General features: G+C 29.1%; 23 protein-coding genes. 6 read left to right on the forward strand and 17 right to left on the reverse strand.

The features are described from left to right. Nucleotides 1-255: 255 nt before the first annotated feature. A complete protein-coding gene (locus psyc5s11_RS27280) occupies nt 256-1,971 on the forward strand; it encodes a methyl-accepting chemotaxis protein (protein WP_224035570.1) in 1,716 nt (571 codons plus the stop codon). Between the two features lie 260 nt (nt 1,972-2,231). Here the strand turns inward: psyc5s11_RS27280 and psyc5s11_RS27285 are convergent, their stop codons facing one another. The 5 genes from psyc5s11_RS27285 to psyc5s11_RS27305 form a co-directional block, all read right to left on the reverse strand. Continuing rightward, the gene (locus psyc5s11_RS27285) at nt 2,232-3,152 is read right to left on the reverse strand and encodes a DUF4097 family beta strand repeat-containing protein (RefSeq protein ID WP_224035571.1); all 921 of its coding nucleotides are present in this window, start codon (nt 3,150-3,152) and stop codon (nt 2,232-2,234) included. A 282-nt stretch (nt 3,153-3,434) separates the two neighbouring features. Then, complete coding sequence (locus psyc5s11_RS27290) at nt 3,435-4,010, reverse strand: TetR/AcrR family transcriptional regulator (RefSeq protein WP_224035572.1); 576 nt, start codon at nt 4,008-4,010, stop codon at nt 3,435-3,437. Between the two features lie 620 nt (nt 4,011-4,630). Beyond that, the gene (locus tag psyc5s11_RS27295) at nt 4,631-5,794 is read right to left on the reverse strand and encodes a MerR family transcriptional regulator (RefSeq protein WP_224035573.1); all 1,164 of its coding nucleotides are present in this window, start codon (nt 5,792-5,794) and stop codon (nt 4,631-4,633) included. A 524-nt stretch (nt 5,795-6,318) separates the two neighbouring features. Further along, nucleotides 6,319-6,564: a hypothetical protein gene (locus psyc5s11_RS27300; RefSeq protein WP_224035574.1), complete on the reverse strand. Its 246-nt coding sequence runs from the start codon at nt 6,562-6,564 to the stop codon at nt 6,319-6,321. 87 nt (nt 6,565-6,651) lie between these two features. Beyond that, nucleotides 6,652-7,512, reverse strand: a complete 861-nt coding sequence (locus psyc5s11_RS27305) for a helix-turn-helix domain-containing protein (protein ID WP_224035575.1) — start codon at nt 7,510-7,512, stop codon at nt 6,652-6,654. A gap of 181 nt (nt 7,513-7,693) precedes the next feature. On the opposite strand from psyc5s11_RS27305, the gene psyc5s11_RS27310 reads away from it, so the two are divergent. Beyond that, on the forward strand, nt 7,694-9,175 hold the full coding sequence (locus psyc5s11_RS27310) for an oligosaccharide flippase family protein (RefSeq protein ID WP_224035576.1): 1,482 nt from the start codon (nt 7,694-7,696) through the stop codon (nt 9,173-9,175). A gap of 71 nt (nt 9,176-9,246) precedes the next feature. Here psyc5s11_RS27310 and psyc5s11_RS27315 read toward each other — a convergent pair whose 3' ends face one another. The 3 genes from psyc5s11_RS27315 to psyc5s11_RS27325 form a co-directional block, all read right to left on the reverse strand. After that, nucleotides 9,247-9,636, reverse strand: coding sequence for a VOC family protein (locus psyc5s11_RS27315; protein ID WP_224035577.1), 390 nt, complete (start codon nt 9,634-9,636; stop codon nt 9,247-9,249). Nucleotides 9,637-9,653: 17 nt separating this feature from the next. Then, complete coding sequence (locus psyc5s11_RS27320; RefSeq protein ID WP_224035578.1) at nt 9,654-10,268, reverse strand: sugar O-acetyltransferase; 615 nt, start codon at nt 10,266-10,268, stop codon at nt 9,654-9,656. A 338-nt stretch (nt 10,269-10,606) separates the two neighbouring features. Continuing rightward, the gene (locus psyc5s11_RS27325) at nt 10,607-11,467 is read right to left on the reverse strand and encodes a histidinol-phosphatase HisJ family protein (RefSeq protein ID WP_375541978.1); all 861 of its coding nucleotides are present in this window, start codon (nt 11,465-11,467) and stop codon (nt 10,607-10,609) included. Between the two features lie 86 nt (nt 11,468-11,553). On the opposite strand from psyc5s11_RS27325, the gene psyc5s11_RS27330 reads away from it, so the two are divergent. After that, on the forward strand, nt 11,554-12,447 hold the full coding sequence (locus psyc5s11_RS27330) for an AraC family transcriptional regulator (protein ID WP_224035579.1): 894 nt from the start codon (nt 11,554-11,556) through the stop codon (nt 12,445-12,447). A 446-nt stretch (nt 12,448-12,893) separates the two neighbouring features. Beyond that, entirely contained in the window at nt 12,894-14,450 is a 1,557-nt protein-coding gene (abc-f, locus tag psyc5s11_RS27335; protein ID WP_224035580.1) for a ribosomal protection-like ABC-F family protein, read from the forward strand. Between the two features lie 239 nt (nt 14,451-14,689). Here the strand turns inward: abc-f and psyc5s11_RS27340 are convergent, their stop codons facing one another. Continuing rightward, nucleotides 14,690-14,854 (reverse strand): hypothetical protein, encoded by a 165-nt coding sequence (locus psyc5s11_RS27340; protein WP_224035581.1) that lies wholly within the window; start codon nt 14,852-14,854, stop codon nt 14,690-14,692. A 65-nt stretch (nt 14,855-14,919) separates the two neighbouring features. Continuing rightward, nucleotides 14,920-15,765 carry an aldo/keto reductase gene (locus psyc5s11_RS27345; protein WP_224035582.1) on the reverse strand — a complete coding sequence of 282 codons (846 nt, stop codon included), beginning with the start codon at nt 15,763-15,765 and terminating at the stop codon, nt 14,920-14,922. A gap of 164 nt (nt 15,766-15,929) precedes the next feature. Between psyc5s11_RS27345 and psyc5s11_RS27350 the strand changes: the two genes are divergently transcribed. Further along, complete coding sequence (locus psyc5s11_RS27350; RefSeq protein WP_224035583.1) at nt 15,930-16,385, forward strand: Lrp/AsnC family transcriptional regulator; 456 nt, start codon at nt 15,930-15,932, stop codon at nt 16,383-16,385. Nucleotides 16,386-16,858: 473 nt separating this feature from the next. On the opposite strand, the gene psyc5s11_RS27355 is transcribed toward psyc5s11_RS27350, so the two are convergent. The 3 genes from psyc5s11_RS27355 to psyc5s11_RS27365 form a co-directional block, all read right to left on the reverse strand. Further along, nucleotides 16,859-17,602: a nitroreductase family protein gene (locus tag psyc5s11_RS27355; RefSeq protein WP_224035584.1), complete on the reverse strand. Its 744-nt coding sequence runs from the start codon at nt 17,600-17,602 to the stop codon at nt 16,859-16,861. Nucleotides 17,603-17,692: 90 nt separating this feature from the next. Continuing rightward, nucleotides 17,693-18,724 carry an epoxyqueuosine reductase gene (locus tag psyc5s11_RS27360; protein WP_224038277.1) on the reverse strand — a complete coding sequence of 344 codons (1,032 nt, stop codon included), beginning with the start codon at nt 18,722-18,724 and terminating at the stop codon, nt 17,693-17,695. A 34-nt stretch (nt 18,725-18,758) separates the two neighbouring features. Next, complete coding sequence (locus psyc5s11_RS27365; protein ID WP_224035585.1) at nt 18,759-19,937, reverse strand: acetyl-CoA C-acetyltransferase; 1,179 nt, start codon at nt 19,935-19,937, stop codon at nt 18,759-18,761. A gap of 242 nt (nt 19,938-20,179) precedes the next feature. Here psyc5s11_RS27365 and psyc5s11_RS27370 point away from each other — a divergent pair, with 242 nt between their 5' ends. Further along, nucleotides 20,180-21,070, forward strand: a complete 891-nt coding sequence (locus psyc5s11_RS27370) for a LysR family transcriptional regulator (RefSeq protein WP_224035586.1) — start codon at nt 20,180-20,182, stop codon at nt 21,068-21,070. Nucleotides 21,071-21,440: 370 nt separating this feature from the next. Here psyc5s11_RS27370 and psyc5s11_RS27375 read toward each other — a convergent pair whose 3' ends face one another. The 4 genes from psyc5s11_RS27375 to psyc5s11_RS27390 form a co-directional block, all read right to left on the reverse strand. After that, nucleotides 21,441-21,800: a hypothetical protein gene (locus psyc5s11_RS27375; RefSeq protein ID WP_224035587.1), complete on the reverse strand. Its 360-nt coding sequence runs from the start codon at nt 21,798-21,800 to the stop codon at nt 21,441-21,443. A 185-nt stretch (nt 21,801-21,985) separates the two neighbouring features. Next, nucleotides 21,986-22,465 (reverse strand): 23S rRNA (pseudouridine(1915)-N(3))-methyltransferase RlmH, encoded by a 480-nt coding sequence (gene rlmH / locus psyc5s11_RS27380; RefSeq protein ID WP_224035588.1) that lies wholly within the window; start codon nt 22,463-22,465, stop codon nt 21,986-21,988. 24 nt (nt 22,466-22,489) lie between these two features. Next, nucleotides 22,490-23,938, reverse strand: coding sequence for an MFS transporter (locus tag psyc5s11_RS27385; protein ID WP_224035589.1), 1,449 nt, complete (start codon nt 23,936-23,938; stop codon nt 22,490-22,492). Between the two features lie 478 nt (nt 23,939-24,416). Beyond that, the gene (locus psyc5s11_RS27390; RefSeq protein ID WP_224035590.1) at nt 24,417-26,591 is read right to left on the reverse strand and encodes a methyl-accepting chemotaxis protein; all 2,175 of its coding nucleotides are present in this window, start codon (nt 26,589-26,591) and stop codon (nt 24,417-24,419) included. Between the last annotated feature and the right edge of the window lie 260 nt (nt 26,592-26,851).

Genomic DNA, 26,851 nt, shown 5'->3' on the forward strand with positions numbered 1-26,851 from the left:
TGACATATTTTATATATTGTAAAGTGATTCTATAAATTATATAAAAATTACACATTTTTAGAAATATGTCAGGTATAAAACATTCGTTTATATTTGATGAGTATTTTGTAATATATTTATATAATAAAAATGTTGAAATTCATGAAATTATTACAAAAAACGAAATTATAGATTTTTAGGATTTATATTACTAAAAAATTATAAATATAATTATGTGGTATTGATGAAAATATTTTAGAAGAGGGGTAATTTTGGGTGAAGGTATTTATTAATTTAAGTGTTAAGAAGAAACTTATTTCAGTATTCTTTGTAATTTGTATTTTTATAATTACAATAGGAACAGAAGGGATATTAAGTTCGGCAAAAATAAATAGTAATGCAGATAATATGTATAAAAATAATTTAATATCTATTAAATGTTTAGGTGAAATAAAGGGCAATATTAATGATATGAGAGCTACATATAATAGGTTGGTTTTTGAAAGAGATAAAACAAAATTGGATGACTATTTAAAGGTTATAACTGATTTAGATAAGAAAAATGACCAAATTATGAATGAATACGAAAGCTTAATTACAGACTCAGATGAGGAACAAACATATAATAATTTAAAAAATGACTTAGCAAAATATATAGAGGTAAGAAGTAAATCAATCGATCTTGCTAAAACTAATAACTATGATGAAGCAGTTAAAATTAGTAATGGTGATTTAACTACAATTAAGAATTCTTTACTTGGAAACATACAAAAAAGTATTGATGCAAATATAAAAGTTGCAGAGCAAGTTAATCAAAATAATACAACTCAGTTTAATAGTGTTAGAAACTTAACAATAATTTATACAGCAGTAGCATTTATTATTATTTTGTTTATGTCATACATATTAATTAGAAATATAATGGTTCCATTAAGAAAAATAAAAGAGCTTGCTGAGAGACTATCAATTTATGATTTTTCAACAGAAATTTTAATAACAAGAAAAGATGAATTTGGGCAAACAGGTATGGCTTTAAACATGGCACAAGAAAATGTGAGCACTTTAGTAAAAGCAATTATGGAAAATTCACAAGACTTAAGTGCAGCATCTGAAGAACTTTCAGCAACCGTTGAAGAAATATCTTCTAAAGCAATTACAATAGATCAAGCAGTAAATACTATTGCATCTGCAATGCAGGAATCAAGTGCTACAACAGAGGAAATAAGTGCATCTATTGAAGAAGTAGATTCCAATGTTAATATACTTTCATCAAAAGCTATGGAAGGTAGTAATAATGCAAGTCAGTCTAAGGAAAGATCTATAAAAGTTAAAAATAATAGCCAAAAAGCTATTAATGAAACTAGAGTAATGTATGTTGAAAAGCAAGAAAAGATGCAAAAAGCTATCGAAGATGGAAAAGTAGTAGATAGTATAAAAGTTATGGCCGAAACAATTGGAAGTATATCAGAACAAACAAATTTACTTGCATTGAATGCAGCAATTGAAGCGGCAAGAGCAGGAGAGCATGGAAAAGGATTTGCGGTAGTAGCTGAAGAAGTGAGAGCACTTGCAGAACAATCATCTGAAGCAGTAATAAATATTCAAGATACTATTGCTAAAGTTCAGTTAGCATTTAATAGTAGTATTAGTACAGGCCGTGATATATTAGGCTTTATAAATAAAAATGTCAACGAACAATTTAATGATTATAGTGAAGTAGGTAATACGTACTATAATGATTCAAACTTTGTAAGTAATATGTCTGAAGAAATTGCTGCTATGTCTGAAGAAATAACAGCTACTGTTGGTGAAGTTAGCCAAGCTGTTCAAAATATGGCAGAATCATCACAAAAATCAAGTGAAGAAACTGAAATGATAAAAGATAATATGTATGAAACTACAAAAGCTATAGAACAAGTGGCCTTAACAGCACAAAGTCAAGCTGAACTTGCTCAAAAGTTAACAGATATGGTTCAAAAATTTAAACTTTAATATATAAAAAAACAGCCATATTAAAATATTTTTTATATAGAATCAGTAAATAGCTTAATGTATTAGAATTCATTGGGCTATTCTTTGCTCACTATTTACCCCCTCAAAAACTCCTTATCTAATTAATAAATCTAGTTTAATATTAATACGCCTGTCTCTTTCGCCTTTATTGATGATATTAATTTTACCAAATAATTTAAATTCATATGATCTGTAAAATACAGCTGTATAAATAAAATTAATTTAATGGCGAATTAATTTTATTTTTTCAATATCTTGATACTTCCCGATGAAGTTTGAAGCAATACTTTATTATTTTTCATCCCTATTTGTCCATTTATCTTCTTTTTATCAGTATTCCCTGCCGTATTAATAGGAAAATCAGATTGAAATTTCCCACTAGAAGTTGTGGCTTCAATTAAAAATTCAGCAGTGCTTGGTATTTCTAATATAACACTTCCTGAAGATGTTTCTATATTTATGTTCTGATCTTTAAACTCCTTGTAGGCTACCATGACTTTTGTCGATTTCCCTTTTATATTAAAATTTCCATTGCTATTTTTCAAGGTAATGCTACCCGAAGAAGTCTCTATTCTAGCATCTTTAGCGATACACTCATCAATGTTAACTACTGATGATTCGCCTTTTATCTCTAATTCTTTTGCATCTAATTTTTTTATATTAAGGCTTCCTGAAGAGGAATTTATAGAAATTTTTTCAGCATTTAATTGTTTAGCATCCAGTTTTCCAGAAGAAGTATTAAGTGTAAAATTTGCTAAATCAAAAGAATCCATCTTTACAGCACCTGAGGATATTTTAATCGAAAGGTTTTTTACATATTCCTCGGGAACATATATATCCAAAAACATATCTTCAGGTATTGGTCCTTCAAAGTTACGTTTTGCCCCTACAACAACTTTCTTATTGTTGATTTCAGAGGTAAGTTTTATATCTTGCATTGATTTACCATAGAGATGAAACTTAACTTCATTGCTTGCTTCTGTTCGTATAATATGAACAGGCTCACTTGTCATATTTACCTGCATTTCATTAATATCCTCCATGCTAAAGTGTTCTTCTTCATTAATTTCTTTGTACGAAAATAATGCTCCCAATCCAAAGATGCCCATAATTATTATCACTCCAATCACAATTATTTTTATGTTAATTTTTATTTTCACATTCCAACCCCTTTCCATAAAATTTTTTTATATTTATTTCAAAATACCTTATGCAAACATGTGGCACTTTCCATGTCTTTCTAATCATGATGTCCTTTTTCTCTGCCTTCAATATATTCCAGCATTTCTTCGCAGTTTAAATTGAATCTCCTCACTTTACTTTATATTCTATTTGAATAATATTAAATTAATGTGTAATTTCCGCTGGTATAATACACTTCCGTTCATGAATGAATATTTTTATATTCATTCATCAATAGACAATAAAATACCTACCTAAATTTATTCTACCATCAAGCCTTTCATAATAAACTCTGCTAAGTAATCTATAATGTGCGGAAAATGTTGTAAACCAATCTCTTCCTTATGGTTATCAATGTTGATAATCGATAGAAAAAAGCCCATTATAAGTTCACCATCGATATCTTTTCTTATTTTTCCTTCAGCTTGCCATTGATTTACGAGTTCAAAAAAAATATTATATACAAAATCAAATTTAGCGACTCCGTTATCTTCACGGTATTCCTGCTCAATCTTACTAAAGACATCTCTGTTATACCATTCTCTCAGGATCGGATTTGAGTTCATGCCACTGATGTTTAATGACATTAATTTCTTGATTAGCCTTATGGGTTCTTCGTTAAGATCAACGGACTTCATAATGCTTTGTTTAAGCATCACGTTTTCATTCTGAAAAATTTCTAGGAAAAGCTTCTCTTTCGAGGAATAGTATTTATAAAATGTGCCCACCGCTATTCCAGCCATTTTTGTAATGTCGGAAACATTTGTATCTTTAAATCCTTTGGAACTGAATAACTCTTTCCCGCAATTAAAAATATCTGCCTTTTTGTCTTCCATTTTATTAACCTCCACCGTATGAATGAATATAATAATATTCATTCATACGGTACCACAACAATAATTTCATGTCAATCTAATTATTAGCATAAGCATTTCATATAATTATTCTTATCAAACATGAATTAACAATATATTTCACGTTCTTCACCTTAGCTGTAAAATAGTTTCTGAGGTAAACTGTCAGTAAGAAACATACTATTAATATCATTATGATTTTTTGTTTTTATCTCTAGTGGGAGCCACATATGATCTATTTTTCTTTATATGAGAATCTTTATATTAACAGCATTCATCATCAACATTCTTCTTGAAACAACAGAAAAAGGAGAACCGCCTCCATCTGGACTTGGTTCTCCTCCGTTACTTAGATACATTATTAAGTTATCATTTTTAAAGGAAACTCGACTCGTATGCACTCGCTGAGTAAGTGATTCACATTCAAGCCTACTACCTAACTCTCAACGCTTAAAATAAATAGTTACCTATTTATCTCCATGACTCGCTCCTGAATGATTTGACTATATATTTTCAGAGTGGGTTTCCACCACTTAAATTACACAACCTTGCGCAACCACACCAGTTCACCGTATCAGTAGTAAGTGATAACACTTTTAAATTCATGAATTACTATTTTCAGAATAAAACTTTAATGCTTTTCCAACAAATTTAGATGCACCATTTCCATATTTTTTATCAATGACTTTTATATAAGTTGTATTTGATAAATATGTTTCTGCAATATATCCTAAATAATTTTCTCCTACATCTACTTTTAAAGCTTTATTCTGTTTTTCAATCTCGTTTGCTATTTCATGAGCAATTTCTTGAATCTCCTTTGAGTACGGATCTTTACTTAAATCCAATGTAATCTTTTTATATAGCTCTTCTATTTTAGGTAGCTTAGTACTAGGACATTTTTTTAAAGCTTCTCCAATAAATTTAGATGCACCGCTTCCATATTTCTTATCAACTGCTTCTATCCATTCAGGTAATAATGAATAAATTTTTACCATGTAGTACCAATAATCATCTCCCCTATCAGATTTAAAAGCCTCATAATCTTTTTTAGCCGTATTTACTATTTCTTCAGCAATTTCTTGAATCTCCTTTGAAGAAGTATCTTTACTTAAGTCAGATGTAAGCTTTTCATATAATTCTTTTAATTTAGGATGCTTATCTTCCAAGCAATCTTTTTTAAACTTATTATATTGTTCTTCTAAAGTTAATGCGTTACTATTAAAATTTTTCTTTAAAGCTATAGTAAATTTCTCAATGCTTCCATATTGCTTTATAGCATCTTTAGCAATTTCATCTTCTTTAGATTTACATTTTTCAATAAATTCATTATATTTATCTATACTGCCATACATTTTAATTACTTTATCCTCATGTTCTATTTTAAATTCGTCCAATACATTATAATATTCACTCATATCAAATTCTTTAAAATTCATTGTATTTTCTCCTTTTAATGTTTTATTTATAAGCTCTATTAAACCATTCAATCTTTTACTTTTTAACAAAAGTAACTTTTTCTGATTTTTTAGTGCTTGCATTTTATCAAAGTATGGACTGAGCATTATCTCTTTAACATCTTTTAAAGGTATATCAAGTTCTTTAAAAAATAAAATCTGCTGCAAGGTCTTAAGAGCTTCATCGTCATAAAGCCTATAACCTGATTCTGTAATTTCACTTGGTTTTAATAATCCTATTTCATCGTAATAATGTAGTGCGCGCACACTTATTCCTGTCAAATCCGAAACTTGTTTTACTGTTCTCATTGCTACACCTCAAAGTTTAATTTTAGAGCTTTAAATATTACTTAACAATCTGCCGGCTAGAAATTCTGGTAATATATCCAAGCTCTATTTTTATACTACACTATGACGTGGTGTTAGGGTCAACACTTTACAAAATAATTATAATAAACCTTAGTGGAAATTACTCTGCATAATGATTAGCTATTGTTGCATCGATCGGTCATGCTCTTCCCCCTCTATACAATCATTATGTAAAAATCACAAGTTCTTTTAAATCGATTATAATTACTTATAAACACTACATCACATTTGTATGTGAATTGTTTATGAAATATCTCATGTTTATTATATATATTCTTGCATTGCTCACTTAAAAACAACTATGAAGAAAGTATTAAATATTTTAAACTTGATTTATAGATATCATTTTAAGTAATAATTATACATTACAGGTTGTTAGTGGAATAAATAGCCTGTATTATATTAGTATATAGAAAACTAAGTAGAAAGAAGAGATATATTATGGATAAAAATATCAAATTACTTTATTGTATTTTCGGAAGTATAGTACTTGTACTGCTAATCCTTCCATTTATACACAATGAACTAAATTCAATAAGATACATTGGATTTAGTTTAGTAAAAATAACTGATTCTATATCAATTGTAGGAATAGTATTAACTATAATTTTTGCTGTAATGTTAATAATAGAAAATTTTCCAACTAGAGGTAAAAGGTAAATAATTAATGGTGCATCTGCATCACACACTTCTGACAAAGTCCATGTCAAGCAATATCGCTCCAATAAAAAGTAACGCACATATTTTCACATATGCACGTTACTCTTTCTTTGATTATAATGATCTTTTGATTATGCCTAAAGTAATTTTAATATAAAATTAAAAGCTGCTTCATCTTCCCATTGAGATATTTTAACATGACCTAAAGTAACTCCTTCAACATTAAAGTTCAAGATTTCTTTTAAGTTAGTATAATACAATTCTCTATCCAGCTTAATTTTACTAAATAAAATCTTTTGCACGCATGGCTTACTATTTGCATCTGAAGGAAGCATCATCATAGCTAAACCACCAACATATTTATTTTTATTTACATTAGGCTTAATCATATTTATATATGTAATTCCATCACTTGAACTCTGTAAATTGAAGAATATGATTTTATTAGAAGTAGTATAATTACCTGTAAAATATTTAATCACCTTATCATTGGAACAAATCTTAAAGCTTACATTACCATTCTTAATTTCCACAATTCCTTCATGTAAACTTCCCTCTTTAGATATGTTCGTCACTAAAAAATAAACATAATACTTCTCTTCAAATATATTAAATTCAAGCTCATTATGATTTTCTAAATTCTCAATATCTGCTGTAGTTAATGGACTAGAAATAAGTTTTTCAATTCCTATATTATATACTTCACAAATATATAATAATGTTTCTATGGCTGGAAATGCATCTCCTGATTTGTACTTAGAAAGTAAATCCTCTGATATCCCAATTTTGTTAGCTAAGTTCTTTTGTGTTAATTCTAGTTGAATTAATTTTTTCAAATTATATATAAAAACTTTAGAAGTCTTCATATATATATCATTTTTTACTGCTTTCACCTCATTAATATTATTGAACATAATATCAGGATTAGCTTTAATATAGTTTAATTTACTCTTAACTTTTTCATCTATTTCTTTAAATTCGCATAATTCTTTATTCAAATTCATCACTCCATATTGTTATCATCTAATGATAATCAAGTAAGTTGAATTATATTCAACTGAATATAATATACTTTTCAAGTATATTATATATTTGTATATATCAATTGAAACAATTCAACTACTATATTACCATAATATTGCAAGCTTCAAAATAAATTATGAGCTGAGGAGATATCTTATGTCTAAATCTATATCAAAAAATGCCATTTTCAAAACAGTATTAAATGTATTTAATATAATCTTACCAATAATAGTTATGCCTGTAGTACTTAGTGCAATCCAAGACAAATTAAATGGATATATAACTATGGGGGAAGCCTGGACTGCAGTTTTTATGATTTTTGCAAGTTTTGGAATTTATCAATATGGCTTAAGAGAAGTAAGCAGGGTTCGAGATGATAAAAATAAATTAAAACAAACTATCACTAGTTTATTTATAATCACTACTGTTACAACAACTATAATTTCAGTTTTATATGCCTTTTTCCTAATTATATTCCATAGAAATGATGGTTATTTTTATACATGTATGGTTATGGGATTAAACATAGTCTTTAATATGTTTAATGTTGAATGGATTAATGAAGCTTTAGAAAATTATGATTTTATAGTAATAAAAACTATGATAGTTAAAATAATATATAATGCTTTAACAATATGCTTTGTAAGAACACAAGAGGATTTTCTATTTTACATATATCTTACTTGTGGAATAAATTTTATTAATAATATATCAAGTTTCATATATATCAAAAAGAAAATACAATTTAACTTTTTAGACTTACAATTTAAAAAACATCTAAAACCCATGTTCTCAGTTGTAATACTTGCCAACACATATATTTTATATACTTGGCTTGATAAAAATATGATAAATAGCTATATAGGTTCAACGGAAGCAGGATATTATGGCGTGGCTCAAAAGATAATGTATATGATAGATATTTTAATGTTTACAATAGTTCAAGTTTCTATGGCTAGACTTTCTAATTACTTAGAAAATCATTCAAAAGAAGTTTATTTAAAGTTGCTAAATAAAATAGTGAAAGTATACTTTTTATTCTTATTTCCGGCATCAATAGGGCTACTTGGAGTTTCCAAACAAGTTATTATTATAATGGGAAGAGGTACAGATACATATCTACCTGCTGTACCAATATTAATGGTATTTTCAATATATATGTTAACAATTGGAGTTGACCGAATTATAGCAGATCAGATAATTTATATCTTTGGAAGAGAAAAGACAGATGCTAAATTAGTTTTAATTGGTGGTTTATTAAATTTAGTGTTAAATACACTTTTACTTATTACTAAGACCTTTACACCAACTACAGTAATTGCAACAACTTTAATTGCAAATTTAGTAGTCATAGCAATGGAATATAGATTGGTAAAAAAAGAAATTAAGCTAGATATACACTTATTTGCCTTTGAGAATTTAAAATATTTATATTATTCCTTAATATTTATTCCAATAACCTTCGCTATAAATAAATTTATATATGGAGTAATATTATCATGCATTCTTGATGTAATTGTGTGTTGTAGTATTTATTTCATAATTCTTATAGTAACAAGGGATAAGGTATTCTTTGAATTACTATTCATAGTCCTTGCGAAAATAAAGATACTATATAATAAATTAAAAGTAATATAGCATACTGTAATTACATGGAATAGGTTAAGTATTTAAAATACCATACTCTTACATGAATAGAGCTATCAGGCTTATTCTGTTATCTCTATTCGGTTTCCATCAGAATCCAAAATACAACTCTCGTAATAACCATCTCCAGTATAACGAGGTTCACTTACTATACTATAACCTGCCTTTCTTAATGAATCAGTAAGGTTATTTACCTTTTCAACACTGCCTACAGAAATGGCAATATGAATTAAACCTATATATTGATTAATTGTATCATTTAAATTTGGAGGAATTGTCACCATCTGCATAACTTCAAGTCTTGCCCCTGAATCAAATTTAATAAAGTATGACTCAAATTGTTTTTTATGATTAGTATATTTATCTCCAGCAACACCATCAAAATAAGTTACATAAAAGTCTTTTAATTTTTCTATATCCTTAGTCCATATAGCCACATGTTCAATTTTCATATTCTCACATCCTTTAACTAAACGTTGTAATCATCAACATCAAACTCGTTGTTTTTATAATAATATTTACGATCTTCTTCTGTAATCTCACGGATAACCTTACATGGATTTCCCACTGCTACCATATTATCTGGAATGTCTTTAATAACTACACTTCCTGCTCCAATAACAACATTATTGCCAATATGAACTCCAGGATTTACAACAACATTTCCACCAAGCCAAACATTATCTCCTATTGTTATACCAATGCCATATTCATATCCAGAATTTCGTGAATCAGGATGTATTGGATGTCCTGCCGTATATAGAGAAACATTTGGTGCAAATTGTACATTTTCACCTATGATTACCTTCCCTACATCTAATATTGTACAATTATAATTAGCGAAAAAGTTATTACCCACCACAATATTTTTACCATAATCACAGTGAAACGGCTGCTCTATAAAAACACTATCACCTGTTTTTCCAAGTATGTCTTTAATCAGTTCATTCATTTTTTTCTTTTCATCTGGACAGAGTAAATTATACTCATGTATTTTTAACTTATTTTCCAGTCTTTCTTCACTAAGCCCATCTAGCCAAGCTTTATATGGTAATCCTGCTAACATTCTCTCTTTTTGATTCATTTCTCTACTCCCCTTTTCTTATCTTATTTCTATAATTATTTTATCTTATTTCCTAAATACATCATAATTACTTTTATATTACCCTATTAACATATTATTTCCTATATTACTTCTCTCCTTGAGGTTCTTTATATTTTAATATAGTAATTAATATTAGAGTAACACTATAAACTACTGTAAACGACAATGAAAATGCGATTCCATTTCTTATAGTTGCTGAATATATAATACCTGCAATAACTCCTGCAATGCCTTGTATAAAATAAATACTATATTTGCTCTATCGGGGTTTAGTACTTTCGTTTTCATCTCTCTTTTCCACCTTTATCATTTAACGTCTAAAGTGGATTTGCAATTGGTTTCATCTTATCAAATGTGTACACTGCGTGAAATCCAAGATCCTTTAAAGTTTTCTTAACTTCAGCAATTTTGCATCCCAAATGTCCCCCTTCATGTGAATCAGAGCCAATTGTAATAATTTCACCACCCAGATTTCTATATAATTTTAAAATATCAATAGAGGGTGTTAAATCATTAATACCATACCGAAAACAGGATGTATTAACTTCTATTCCTTTACCATCATTAATAATAGTCTTTAAGATCTCCTCAATCAGCGGTTTTACTTTTTCGAAGGGATATTCTCCACATTTATCATAACGCTTAATCATATCCAGATGCCCCAATATACTGTAGTCATTATACTTCTTTATCACCTGAAGAATTTCTTCATAATATTTTTCTTGATATTCTTTTTGTGTCTTTCCTCTCTGGAAATCCTGAGTCCAAAATTCTTTGTTATCCACCTGATGGCAGGATAAAATTACAAAATCAAATGGATACTCATCAAAATCTTGTTGAAAACTTTGTACTGTCCCTGCCTGTATACCAAACTCTATTCCAAACTGTAACGTAATCCTATCCTGATAGAGCTCCTTACATCTAAGAAATTCTTTTCTGTATTCTTTTAAGTTACAATTTAAATCAGTTTTCACACCATAATCAATATGCTCCGTAAAACATAATTCATCGAGTCCTATTTGAACTGCCTTTTTAATACATTCTTCCATTAAATACTCAGAATCGTCGCTAAACTCTGTATGTACATGATAATCTGCCAACATAAAATAATCTCCTTCCCAATCAAGGTCATTTTCAAATTGCTTTCTTGCATTGTCCATATTATAATAATATTCCATAATACTTTATAATAATATAACAATAAGCTATATTTTTATAACAATAGTATATTGATTAAAAATTTATAAATTGGGGAGGGCAAACTATGTTAGCGATGAAACTATTAAGTAATAACTCAGAAGTTGTATCTTATAATTTCGCAGATTTTCCTATTCGTGCAAAACAAGCCTTGCTTTCAGACTATCCAGCTATGGCTGCTGCTAACCATTGGCATAATGACTGGGAATTTACCCTACTTTTAAATGGTAAAATGTCGTATTCCGTAAATGGAAAAAGCTATGAATTACAAGAAGGACAGGGGATTTTTATAAATTCTGAGCAGATGCATTATGGATATTCTGCTGATGGTTCTGACTGCAGCTTTATCTGCATACTACTACCCCCATTCCTTCTTTCTAGTCTTACAAGAATTAAAGAAAATTATGTACTTCCCGTATGTTCAGATACCTCCCATCCCTTTTCCATATTGCATCCAGAAATCGTCTGGCAAAGAAACCTGATTGATATTTTGAAAAATATATATAAATTATCCAATGAAGAGAAAGATGGCTTTGAATTGCATATCATGAGTCTTTTTCATTCCTTGTGTTACAGTCTCCATCATAATATAAAAAACAATATTTCTACTCTGGAAGCGACTGATGATAAAAAACTAGAGGCTATGCATAACATGATAGGATACATACAGAAGAATTATCATAGAAAAATTACTTTAGATGAGATTGCTGCCGCTGGAAATGTGTGTCGTAGCAACTGTTGCTATATTTTCCAACTTATTTTGCATAAGAGTCCTGTTTCATATTTAACAGAATATCGATTAGAAAAAAGTATTGAATTGCTGAATATTCCTTCTCTTTCAGTTACCGAAATATCACTTCAATGCGGATTTACCGGTTCTAGCTATTTTACGGAGATATTCCGTAAAAATATAGGCTGTACACCATCTCAATACAGAAAGAATAAAAAAAATTTAGCATAAATATCTAAGTGGTTTGTCGGTTCATCTAAAACTAATATATTAGTGGGTTCATTAATTAACTTACATAATCTAGCTTTAGCTTGTTCTACTCCACTTAAAACGATGATTGCAGTAAGGATTGGACAAATCGGTTAAGTAGTCAACCCAAATACTACATAAATCTGAACACAATCAAATTCTGCCTTCTGTGCACATACAGTAGCCTTAACAAATAATTTGAATTACTGATCATAGTCCTTTCGAAAATAAAGACACTATATAATAAATTAAACCTTTAAAAATGCTAGAGTTTATATTATACTTATCTGTATTGCAAAAATTCCGTCATTTTATTATATGGTCACATATAATACAGAAATATTTATGAACTTGAGTGTTTATAGTATAAAATGATATGTCTATTTGCAAATAATATATTGATTTTGAAGGAGATAAGTAAACAAATAATGAGTATTTTAACAATTGAAAACATGAGCCATTCATTTGGTGACAGAATATTATTTAACAATGTATCTTTTAGATTATTAAAAGGAGAGCATATTGCTCTTGTTGGTGCTAACGGTGAAGGTAAATCAACCTTTATGAAAATTATTACAAATCAAATATTGCCAGATAGCGGTAACATTGAATGGAGTAATAAAGTTAGCGCGGGGTATATGGATCAACACGTTGATCTTAAAAAGGGACATACTGTAGAGACTATTTTAGAAGAAGCATTTTCAAATTTATTTGATATAGAAAAAGAAATTAATGATTTATATAACATACTTGGCACTATGAATGAGGAAGAAGTAAATAAAACTTTAAATAAAATTGCTAATATGCAAGATACCTTAGATAAAAATGATTTTTATAGTATTAATTCAAAAATACAATCAACTGCAGCAGGTCTTGGAATTAGGGAGTTTTTAGATACAGATGCTTCAGCTTTAAGTGGTGGACAAAGAACTAAAGTTCTCCTTGCCAAACTTCTTTTAGAATCCCCAGACATTTTGTTATTAGATGAACCTACTAACCATCTGGATGAAGAGCATATAGAGTGGTTAAAAACATATTTAATGAACTATGAAAATTCATTTATATTAATCTCTCATGATAATGACTTTGTAAATAGTGTGACAAATATTATTTATCATCTTGAACATAAAACATTATCAAGGTATGTTGGAAATTATGATCGTTTTCTTAAACTTTACGCTATAAAAAAGGAACAGTTAAGCATTGAATACAGACAGCAACAAAATGAAATCTCAAAACTTGAAGATTTTATAAGAAAAAATAAAGCAAGAGCTTCAACTTCAAAACAAGCTAAATCACGAGAGAAAAAACTAGATAAAATTGAAAGAATAGAGATTAAAAGTGAAAACATAAAACCACACTTTGACTTTAAGAAGGCAAGATCTTCAGATAGTATAATCTTTCAATCTAAAAATTTAGTTATTGGATACAACGAGCCTCTAAGTAAATCTCTAAATTTAAAAATGCAAAGAGAACAAAAAATTGCAATACTTGGTGCTAATGGACTCGGAAAATCAACACTACTAAAAAGCTTACTTGGATTATTGAAGCCTATAGATGGAGAAATAAAGTTAGGTGATTATCAAGAAATAGGCTACTTTGAACAAGAAATTATAGAAGATAATACTAATACTGTTTTAGATGATGTTTGGAGTAAATTTCCAAATTCAAGTAAAAGTGAAGTACGAAGTCAGTTAGCGAAATGTGGCTTAACAAGACAACATATAGAAAGTCCTATTAATATATTAAGCGGAGGAGAACAAGCTAAAGTTAGATTATGTAAACTTATTAATAAACCCTCTAATATATTAGTTTTAGATGAACCAACTAATCATCTAGATGTGCATGCGAAAAATGAACTTAAGCGAGCTTTAAAACTATATGATGGTAGCATACTCCTAGTATGTCATGAGCCAGAATTTTATAAAGATATCGTAACAGATGTGTGGAATTGTGAAGATTGGACTATTGAATCTCTTGGATAATGCGATATTATAATTTAAATTTGCCACGGTTCTGACATAATATCAGACTATAATAAATTTGTAAGCTTGATAAATTTTTTTTCATAAATATTTACCCCATAAATATAAAGAGTAACATTCATATCCCCGTATGTATGTTACTCTTTCTTTAATAATTGATTTTTATATGAGATAATTTAAGCCCGGAAGATAATCTATTATTAATTATTGAATCTATTTCTCATTATTACTATTGCTTGTTAATTACGCTTAGCTCTTCTAAGTATATTTATTTCTCTATCTGTAAGTCCTGTTAACTCGCTTATTACTTCATTACTCATTCCCATTTCTATTGCTTTTATGGCTGTATCTGTTGCTTGTTTTTCAATTCCTTCTTCAATCAACATTTGTCCAAGCTTTGTCATGCTTACTTCCTCCATCTGGACTTGGTTCTCATCGGTTACTTAGATACATTACTATGCGTCTTATATTATCCTTTGATTATCTCTGGATGTGCATAAACTTCATTAGGATTCATTCCTATTCTAAAGCCATTATTTAATTTCTTAATCTTTTCCATATCTTCTTTACTTATTTCAAAATTGAATATATCTGCATTTTCTTTTATCCTTGTTAATGTTGTTGATTTAGGAATAGTAACAACTCCCATCTGCAAGTCCCATCTTAGTACAATTTGAGAGATTGTTCTTTCATATTTTTGTGAAAGTTGCTGAAAAAGTGGAAGTTGAAAAATTAATCCCCTCATTAAAGGTGACCAAGCTTCTAACTGAATATTATATTTCTTACAAAATTCCATTAATTCATTTTGAACAAGCTTAGGATGAAATTCTACCTGATTTACTGCTGGTATAATTTCAATATCTTCTAATAAATCTTTTAGATGTTTACTTGTAAAATTACTCACTCCTATAGCTCTTATATATCCTTCTTTATAGAGCTTTTCTAGAGCCTTCCAAGTTTCTTTATTTAAGGATTGTGGCCAATGAATTAAATATAAATCTAGATAATCTGTTCCAAGTTTTTTAATAGAAGTTTTAAAAGCTTGTAGCGTTTTCTCATATCCATGATCCGATATCCAAATTTTATTTACTAAAAATATTTCGTCTCTAGGTAATCCACTTTCCTTTATTGCAATGCCAACCTCCTCTTCATTACCATAAAAAGACGCTGTGTCTATATGACGATACCCAATTCTTAGTGCTTCTTTTACTGCTTCAATAAGCTCAGTTCCATTTTCAGCCCTATAAGTTCCAAATCCAATCCAAGGCATTTTTACTCCATTGTTTAAAATCATGTGACTTTTAATATCTTTCATTCTAATTATCCTTCCATATATCTATTAAATAAAAAATAGTTAAGATTTGAGAATTCAACCTCCTTATATTATAATAGATACAAAGCCATTTTTCCTTTTCACATAATACTATTTAACAGTATATATATTTTAAATAGAACAAATAGAAAGGTAATTTATATCATATGAAAATGGATAATACAGATATTAAAATTCTAATGGAACTTCAATCAGACAGTCGTTTATCTATTAGAGAATTATCTAAAAGAGTAAACCTCTCTCCCCCATCAGTTACAGAAAGAATAAGAAAATTTGAAGATAATGGAGTAATCGAAGGCTACACTATAAAGATAAATGAAGCGGCTTTAGGTTTTGCCATACAATGCATGATTCAAATTGATATTAAAAATAGTAAATTTGAAAAATTCAAGGAATTTATTTATAATCATCCTCGTGTAATTTTCTGCTATAGAATAGCAGGTCATTCTTGTATATTAGTAAAATTATGTGTTAAATCCATCTCTGAAATTGAAACGTTTGTTGATTCTATTTCATCATTAGATTCTACAACTTCTACTCATATTATATTTTCAGAGATTCCTATAAACAAAAGTGTAGGGAAGTTTTTTTCAGATTTTTAAATTTATATATAATTACACTTACAATACTTTTTAATATATCAAATTAGCATAATCCTTTTATGCATCAATTAAAAATTAAGATTAAATTCGCTGGTCTTGATATAGAAGTTAAAAGCAAATAAAAAAGTGCTCATCCCGCAAAAATTAGCACCTTTTCTTAATTAATCTTATTAAATTCATCCAATAGCCTTAAAACAAAATAAGCACTTTGTAAAAGTGACTAGCACAAAATATAAGATTTTGGCTATCTACCTTTGTTCTAAGGATTGCTTAGTGTTGACGCGCTAAGCTTTTCTTATTTATCTTATATCAATTCTTCACGAAAGATAAACCTCTATTTTTTTATTATATATGTTGCAATAAAGTTTTCACATATCTCTTAATCCGCATTTTACAAGCAAATTCTAAAATCATTATTGAAACTTATATATTAAAGAATTTTCATTTCATTAGGTTTAAATTGATATTTTCCGTTAAAGTAAATTGTATATGGCAATAGGTATTAACTCAGCTTCATCCTGTTCCTTGCAAAGAAATCTCTGAAAAGAAATATGGTTATACAACAGAGCTAATTCTAAAAAATACAGAAAAATCCCTATATCAATTGAGTTATAAAATGGTACTTTGTCTTTAGGCATAATAGATTTAACATTTGTTGTCCTATATATTTTTAATTTATTCTTTTTACAAACAACTCTCCATGACTGTGTATTGCATGCACTTGGCGCATATTTTACAACTTCAGCTATTGTTTCTAATCCTGAGACACCATTCCAGATCTCCTGCGTTTCTTTTCTCTTGCATTTTGTATAATCTCTTCTAAACTCGCTAGGCTGCCCTTTACCCAAAGCCATCATAATTACAAATTTCAAGTTTTCATATTCTAACTCTTGTGTTTTACCCATTCCGTACCAGCATACTCCAATATCTTTATTCGCTAAATATAAATCCAATTGTTCAAACATATATCCAATATTTAATAAAAATTTCTCTTTTTCTTCACTGTAAATAAGTAGACAATACTCCCCTCGTTTACAGGTAGTTTCTTCTCTTCGTACAATACGGTATTTAACGTCTATATTGTCCACAAGTGATATTAACTCTTTAACTTTTTCATCAATATCACGTAATTCATCATTAGAGAGCTTAAGGGTATCGTTAAATTTTCTGAATGATTTTCTTTTAAAAATCATTTTATAGTATTCTTTATCTATCACTATTGATTATTCTCCTATTTTTTAGTACCCCGATGTCTGAAATAATCATACAATGCTTTAAAATGAAAAACAATCTACTTTTTTAAATTATTATTGAAGGTTCAATTTTTTAATTGCCCACTCCGCCATTTCTCGTACCTTTGAATTACTATCGTTACATGAATACATTATATGTTCTCTATATTGCTCCTTATAGTTATTTACCATTACATTAATAGCATTAACTTTCCATTTCCAAACACTTGATTTATCTATATACCAAAACTTAGGCTGCATCACTTCTTCTAAAAAGGAATAATCCATTTTTAGAATTTTTTCTAAGGATATATGCTCACTTAATTCTTGCAAATTAGGGAACTCTTCTATTTCCTCCCAACGGTTTTTATTCATAGGGCAAACATCTTGACAGACGTCACATCCATAAACCCAATTTCCTATTTGTTCTCTGTATTTTTCGTTAATCATATCTCTTCCCATAAATGTAGTTACACAAGATACACATGCTATAGGATTCATAGTATATGGTTCTGATAAAGAAGCTGAAGGGCAAGCTTTTATGCATAATCCACAATTTTCAGGACAAGCTTTTATTTTAGGTACCTCTATAGACTCAAGTTCTTTATCAATAAGCCATGATTCTAAATGTACCCATGAGCCATTTTCAGTATAAAAGAAATTATTCTTTCGAATCACTCCAAGTCCAGCTTTCATAGCTGCAAATCGTACTGGTGCAAGACTAAACCCCCTCTCATTTTCTGCTCTAATCCCCAATCCTTGCATATATTTCTCTAATTTCAAACTATCTTGCAATTCTTTAGAATTCTCATCTTTTCTTACGTCAACTAAATAACTTTTCCCAATCATACCATTCAAATGTTCTGGAATATGATATTTCCCATATCTTCTTACGCATATGACAATTGATTTTGCCCAAGGATAAGTATCTTGCAAATGTGTAAAACGATACATACTTTGATAAAAACCTTTGGCTTCTGGAATTCGATCAATTCTTTCATTGAGTTTTTCCTCATATCCATCAAGCTGAGAGATCTTAATAATTCCACACTTTTCATAACCCATTTCCAGCGCTACACTTTTTATTTGCTCTGCTAATAAAGCCATTTTTCCACCCATCTTTCTAAATTGATGATTATAATTATTCTCTTTCAACTATTAAGGCAGTCCCTTGACCTCCACCAATGCACAACGTCGCAAGTCCTTTCTTCGCATCCCTTTTTTCCATAGCATGTAGCAACGTTACCAAAATACGTGCACCAGATGCACCTATAGGATGTCCAAGTGCTATAGCGCCACCATTAACATTAACTTTACTCATATCTAAATTTAAATCTTTAGTTATTGCTATACTTTGAGATGCATATGCTTCATTTGCTTCGATTAAGTCTAAATCTTCTGCTTTTAAATTGATTTTATCTAAAGCCGCTTTTGTTGCATAAAATGCACCATATCCCATTATCGCTGGGTCTAATCCAGCTGATCCATAAGAAGTAATTTTAGCAAGTGGTTTTATTCCTAAAGCTTTAGCTTTATCTGCACTCATTATTACTAAAGCTGCTGCTCCATCGTTTAGTCCAGATGCATTTCCCGCTGTCACTGTACCATTTTCTTTAAAAATGGGCTTAAGCTTTTTTAATGCTTCTATATTATTACCAAACCTAGGGAATTCATCTTGGTCAAATATTATTTCACCTTTTTTTGTTTTAATTACTACAGGAACTATTTCATCTTTAAATTCTCCGTTCTTAATTGCTATTTCTGCTTTTTGTTGTGATAGTAGCGAGAATTCATCTTGTTCGTCTCTTGTTATATTCCATTTTTCTGCCACATTTTCTGCTGTTACTCCCATATGATAGTCATTAAAAGCATCCCATAAACCATCTTTTATCATTTCATCAACTAGTTCACCATGTCCCATTCTTTGTCCCCATCTTGCATTATCTAGTAAAAATGGTGCGCTAGACATATTTTCCATGCCACCTACTACAATAGCATCCGCATCACCAGCTTTTATAATTTGAGCTGCTAAACTTATAGATCTAAGTCCTGAGCCACAAACTTTATTAATTGTAAATGCAGATATCTCTACAGGCAATCCTGCTTTCACAGCAGCTTGTCGTGCTGGATTTTGACCTAAACCTGCTTGGAGTACATTTCCAAAAATAACTTCATTAATTTCATTAGGGTTTATATTTGCCCTTCTAACAGCCTCTTTTATTACTATTGCACCTAATTCAACTGCTGGTATATCTTTTAAAGTTTTACCATATGCTCCTATTGCAGTTCTTACTGCGCTTACTATTACTACATCTCTCATTTTTTATTCCTCCTATTAATTAAAAGTAACATTGTTATTTTTTTAACGAGCTAAGATATACAAATTTATTCATTTTTATTAATATAGAGCTATTTACAATAGCTTACTTAATTAATTTTGTAGCTTCTCTATAAATTCATATTATCAGAGAATTATATATTTGTAAAATTGATATATTCGAATTGACAATTCGATTTTATCAATATATCATTATAATTAATATAGAGATTGAGGTGAGATTAATGGATATTAGACATTTTAAAACCTTTAAAAGTATTATTGAAGAAGGTAACTTTTCAAATGCTGCTGCAAGATTGGGGTATACACAATCTACTATTACCTCACAGATTCAGCAGTTAGAGCAGGAACTCTCAATAAAATTATTCGAAAAGATTGGTCGTAATATGGTATTAACTTCACTAGGAAAAGAAATGATACCTTATGCAAATGAATTACTTAATACAGTGAAAAAAATTGAGAGTATTGGTAAAGTTGGCGATAAGATTACAGGAGAGTTAAAAATTGCTGTTGCAGAATCATTGATGTCTTATAAATTACAGAATGTTTTAAGCTTATTTAAAGAAAAAGCTCCTAATGTAAATCTTTCTATGATTTCACTAAATTGTTATGCCATAAAAAATATGTTAGCAAGTGGTTCAGTGGACCTTGGTTTAATGTATGATGTAAGAAGTCAAAATGATAGTTTATGTGCTGTTAAGCTTTCTGATTTTAATGTAGCTTTAGTATGTTCACCACAATTTGAACAAAAAAAATTAGACTTTGTGGAGCCAAACCAAAAAATAAATACAAGCCTTATCATTAATGAAGTAGAATCCGTTTATCGAAAAATACTTGAAAGTTACTTTTTTGATAAAAATATATTACTAAATAACACAATCGAACTTGGAAGCATTGAAGCAATAAAAAAATGTGTTGCAAGTAATCTAGGAATTTCGTTTTTGCCTCGTTTTACAGTAGAAGAAGAGCTTAATAATGGAAAGTTAAAAGAACTACAGGTAGCGAGTCTAGATGCTAAAATCACAGCAATCTATGCTTATCACAAAAATAAGTGGATTAGCCCTGCAATTTCGTTATTTATTGAATTGGTGAGAGAAGATTTTAATATATCTTAAACACTTTAATATTTTCTTTTACTTTACTTCTCATCCTTTATTTGAGATATAGTTCACCGTATCCGTGGCAAGTGATAACACTTTTCTTACTTATATAACAAATTCTTTTATTTAAAATAAGAAGTACCTCTTAGTTACTCCTTATCATTATACTTTTAACTATTGCGCCATAAAAGAAGATTGTTTATTGTTCAAAACCCTTTTGTTTTTATTCACTTAACATACAGTCTAAATCAGCTTCATTGCCGGTTTGCATTTTTCTTGGGTTTCATGCATTATTCTCATCACATTTCTTGCAACAGGTTGTACAATAAGCAATTCTAAAAATATAACTACACAAAAATTGCGTGGCCAGGAAATTGGCAACTCTTTAATGACTTCCATACTGAACCCACTTGATAAAACTCCCCCCCACAATTGTCATAATAACTGACATACCAATAACGGTAAAAAATGTTTTAAACAGAATATGAGCATTAAAACTATCTGTCGGTGAACTAAAAACATTCACTAGTTTACCAGCTATCTTCCCCACAATAAACAGCTCAAGTATCATTGCAATTATAAAAACTAATGGAAATGCTTTTAACGATGTGACTATAGCTTCTCTTGACACTCCACCCATGTGAATACTAATACTCATAGTTGCCATGCAAATGCAAGTCAATGCACATATAACACCCCCGTAAATCAGCCCTTCTTTTCCATTTCTAGGCATACATTCTTCCATAATATCCTCCTTGGTTTTATTTAAACAAAAAAAACACCCTATACCGACGACAAGTGATCTGACCATCGGTACAACGCATTTACTTTGATAGTATAGCATAACACTTTCAATCATGTAATACCCTAATCTTATCTTTTAGATTCTATTAATATTACACATTGCATAATATTTAGTGAAGTTCTCATTTACTTATGATACGGTTCACCCTTCATTATCCTAAACCCTCTATATATCTGCTCTAGCAGCATAACTCTAAAAAGTTGATGAGGAAATGTCATTTTTGAGAAGCATAATTTATAATTTGCTCTAGCTAAAACACTTTTTGAAATTCCTAAACTCCCGCCTATTATAAATACTATATTAGAATTTCCTGTTACCCCTAAGTTATGTACATAATCTGAAAACTCTTGTGAAGTTAATTGTTTACCACTTAAATCCATTGCTATTACAAACATAGTATCTTTAATTTTATTTAATATTGCTTGACCTTCTTTTTCTTTAATTGCTTCTTCTTCTTTTTCTGAAGCATTATCTGGTGTCTTTTCATCTGGCAGCTCTATTATGTCTAACTTGCAATATCTACTTAATCTTTTAGAATACTCATCTATTGCATCTTTTAAATATTTTTCTTTTAATTTTCCAACTGTAATTATAGTAATATTCATTATTATTCTCCTACTTAAAAGTATTTACTTTGCTCTTCTTTTTGATTGTGCCTTAATTCCATATAACCTATATGCCGTAAGTATTGCTCCAATGGCGCATATAATCCCTGCTGCAATATAAACATAGTGCATTCCATATACAAAAACATCATCTCGTCCCTCTATATATCCTGTAACATGATATCCCATTTTTTTGCTCATAAGACTATATAAAAGTGTTGTAGATAATGATATTCCAAAAACCATCCCTAAGTTTCTTACTAAAGCATTTATACTTCCCGCAATTCCCAGCTTATCTTTATCTACTGTAGACATAACTAATGAATTATTAGGTGATTGGAACATTCCATTTCCTATAGTCATTATAGCTATAAATACAATCAGAAAACCTAAATATGAATACTGATTTAAAGTGGATATTAAAAATAATCCTAAACTAGTTCCTATAAGTCCTATGAACGTTAACACTTCTGAACCTACTCTATCTGACATATATCCACTAATCGGTGCAGCAACTGATAATATTATTGGTGATACCATCATTAATAGTCCTGTAAATGATGGAGTTAATTTCATTACATATTGCAAATAAAATGGCAGTATTATATTTGAGCAACTTATTGCTACAAATGAAATAAATGAACAAAATATGCTAAGTGAAAATAATGAATTTTTGAAGATTTCCAAATTTATTAATGGCTGATTTATTCCTTTTTCAACCCTTATAAATAATATAAACAATATCAGTGAACCAATTAAACTCATAATAATTATTTTATTACCAAATCCAATTTCTTTACCAAAAGTTAATGATCCAAACAACAATACCATTGTTGCACCAAATAAAACTGCTCCTTTTATATCCAAGTTCTCACCTTTATTATTACTGCTTTTAGGTAGTGTTTTCATTGCAAGAATAAAAGCTAATATGCCTATAGGTACATTTATTAAAAAGATATACTGCCAATTTAAAATTGATACAATTAATCCTCCTATAGGTGGCCCTATCATAGCTCCTAAAGCTACAAATGTACCATTCAATCCTAATGCTCTCCCTCGTTCATTACTTGGGAATACATGAGTTATGATTCCTTGACTTGTTGACATAGTACCAGCTGCACCTATAGCTTGCAGTCCTCTTGAAAAAACTAACATTATTAACGAATTAGATAATCCACAAGTAAGAGAACCAATTGTAAAAATTATAATGCCTAATTTAAAAACCGTAGTCTTCCCTACAATATCAGCTAATCTTCCAAATATAAGAATGGTTCCTACAATAACTATTAAATAACTAGTAACTACCCATTCAATAGATGCCATACTTACTGAAAGTTTTTGTGCCATGACAGGTAATGCAACATTTACTATACTGCCATCAAGCGTAGACATAAATGTTAAAAGTACAGTCGTAAGTAATATTATCCATCTTTTTTTATGTATTTCCTTATCTATATTATCCACATATTTCATCCCCTTTGTACATTATAAATAACTTATCTATAACTTATTTGATTACTATTTTAAATAAACTAAATTAGATTATAATATATTTTTATTATTTGCACAAATAATAAGATAATTCTTCGAATCAAAAATATAATCCACAGACATAATTTAAAACCTCAAACTTATCCACATATCTTCCTCATTCTATGGATAAGTACATATTGTAAATATAGATATCCACATCTGAAGCTTATACTTAGTATTATATTTAACACTTACTATACTTATATGTATATCAAAACAAAGAAATTGGATATATTTTTGTGCAATAGGCATTGAAAATAAGCTGTTGAAACCACTTAATGGCAGGTTGTTCCATTATAGTTTGTCCAAATTTTACATTTGGAGCAAACTGTAATGGGTGCAACCTGCCATTTAGTGGCTTTCAGCGAAATTTTCATAGTCCTATGGAACAAATATATATCTAATTTCGGAGGATATTCTATTTTAATTTAAATGATCCAACCATTTCATTTAGATTATCTGACGAATATTCTAGAACTTCAGTAGCTTGTTTTAATTGTCTTATCTCTGATAGTATCTTTTTAACCATTGTTAATGATTCTTCACTCTTATTTGAGTTATTTTCAGTAGATTGTTCTATACGATCCGCCATAGTGCTTACATTATTCATTACATCTCCAACATTTTCACTTTGTGTTGAAGTTATTTTTGCAATAGATTGCATAGCACTAGCAATTATATTCACATCGTCATTGACTTGTTCAAATGATTGCATGGAACTTTTTACACTTCCTGTTGATGTACTTACTTTAGTATTTATCTCTCCTGCATATTCAAAGGTAGCTTGTGTTTGTTCTTGAACTTGCTTAATAACATTACTTATTGATTTCGTTGCCTCTCCAGTTTCTAATGCTAGTTTGGATATTTCCTCTGCAACAACAGTGAATCCTCTTCCACTTTCACCAGCTCTTGCAGCTTCAATTGATGCATTAAGTGCTAAAAGTTGAGTTTGTTTACTTATATTGCTTATTACATTAACAACCTCACTTATTTCATTTGAATATCCTTGCAATGTACTAATTGACTCAACTGTTCTGCTAATTGTACTTTCTAACTCCTGCATATTTGTTAAAACTTCGTTTGATGCATTTTGTGCTATTGATGAATTCTCATTAGTACCTTCAATTATTCCTGAAACTTCTATAATAAGACTGTCCATTTCCTGAATTGATGCTGTAATTTCTGAGAACTTATTTTTTGTATCTTGAAATACTAAATTTTGCTCTTTAGAGTTTTCCAGTAAACTTACAACTGTATTTTCAATTACTCCCATTCCTTTTTTAACATCACTTGTTATTTTTGAAACTATACTTACTGATTTCTTTGTAGTTTTTGCTGACTTTTTCACTCTATATAACATACTCATTTGATTGTTTATAAATTTATTGAACCATCTTGATAATTCTCCTATTTCATCAGATGATATTTTCTTTACTCTTTTGGTTAAATTCCCTTCCCCTTCAGCAATGTCTTGTAATATATTTATCGTTTTACTTAGAGGTGATGAAACCATCTTCTTGGAAATCACCAAAGTAAATATTGACAATATAAACCACATTCCTAATGATGTGAAGATACTCATATCCGGTGCAATTTTTGTTGTTACCAAATTTATTGATATTAATATTGCTGACATAATTGATATAGCCATTGGCATTTTTAAATTAATGCTTTGAAAATTATATATTTCATCTATATCACCTTCACACATCATACCCCAAACTTCATCACAATTAGGAGGGGTTATTAATGTTCCCTTACCACCAACCATAATGTGTCTATAATCTGGATATCCAGGCCAGCAATCTAGATTTTGTTCATTTTTAATAGTGTTTGCTACACCTGGATGTAATTGATTAGTTGCTGGGTCAGTGAATATTATTTCAAATTCAGTGTGCTCTTTAATTTGTACGACTCCCCAGCTTCTAGTTTTAATACCATCCTTAAGATTATCACCTAAGGTAAAAGTATTATCTTCAAATCTACTTCTTGATATTGCTGTTCCTTGCTTGATTCCTCTGTTTGACTTTACCATAAATAAATAGTTATCTCCAGAATCTTTATATATATGCGTGTCCTCATCTTGAATTACATTACTCATATCATCATTTAATGTTCTACAGCACAATATTCTAATTTGGCCACTGTGGTTTTTACATCTGCTAGAAAACATCAATGTAACATCATCAGCAAAATTCTTATTATTTATATCCGTATCTAACGTTCTCTTATCTATATATGGACCATACATTAATGATCTACCTTCTAATCCAGCTTTTAAATTAGGCAAATCACTCATATTTAATCCTATATGCTTTTTGCATGAAGAAACTGATACTACTCCATTTTCATCTAAAATAAATATTTCGCAAAAGTCTTCATATTTATTTACATTTTCCACTAAATAATCATATACTATCTCATTATCATCCTCTAATGCCACAAGTGAATTTTTAATATTATCTAATTGAGCCCATTTATCATTGAACCAGTTATCTAATGCCTTTTTCCTTCCATTAGATATTCCCTCAAAAACCTTTTCTGAATGTTCTCTTAAATTCCTATTAAGTAAATATTTAATTTTCAAACTCATATTTAATCCCTCCTCAAAATATTATTACCTTAGTTTTAATTCTGATTTTATAAAAAAATAAAAGCACCAATAAAGATTTCTTAAAAAAATCTATTATTAGTGCTACCATAGCGCCATTTATTATATTGTCAAAATTTTAATGTGAATTAATTTAATAAATATATTTAATGTATAAACTTAATTAAATATAGATATTACTATAATAACTTAATTATACCAACTTTATTTACATTTGTGAATTGTTATTTTTCATAAAATTA

This window comes from Clostridium gelidum (assembly GCF_019977655.1).
In the GTDB taxonomy this organism is placed as follows: Bacteria; Bacillota; Clostridia; order Clostridiales; family Clostridiaceae; genus Clostridium; species Clostridium gelidum.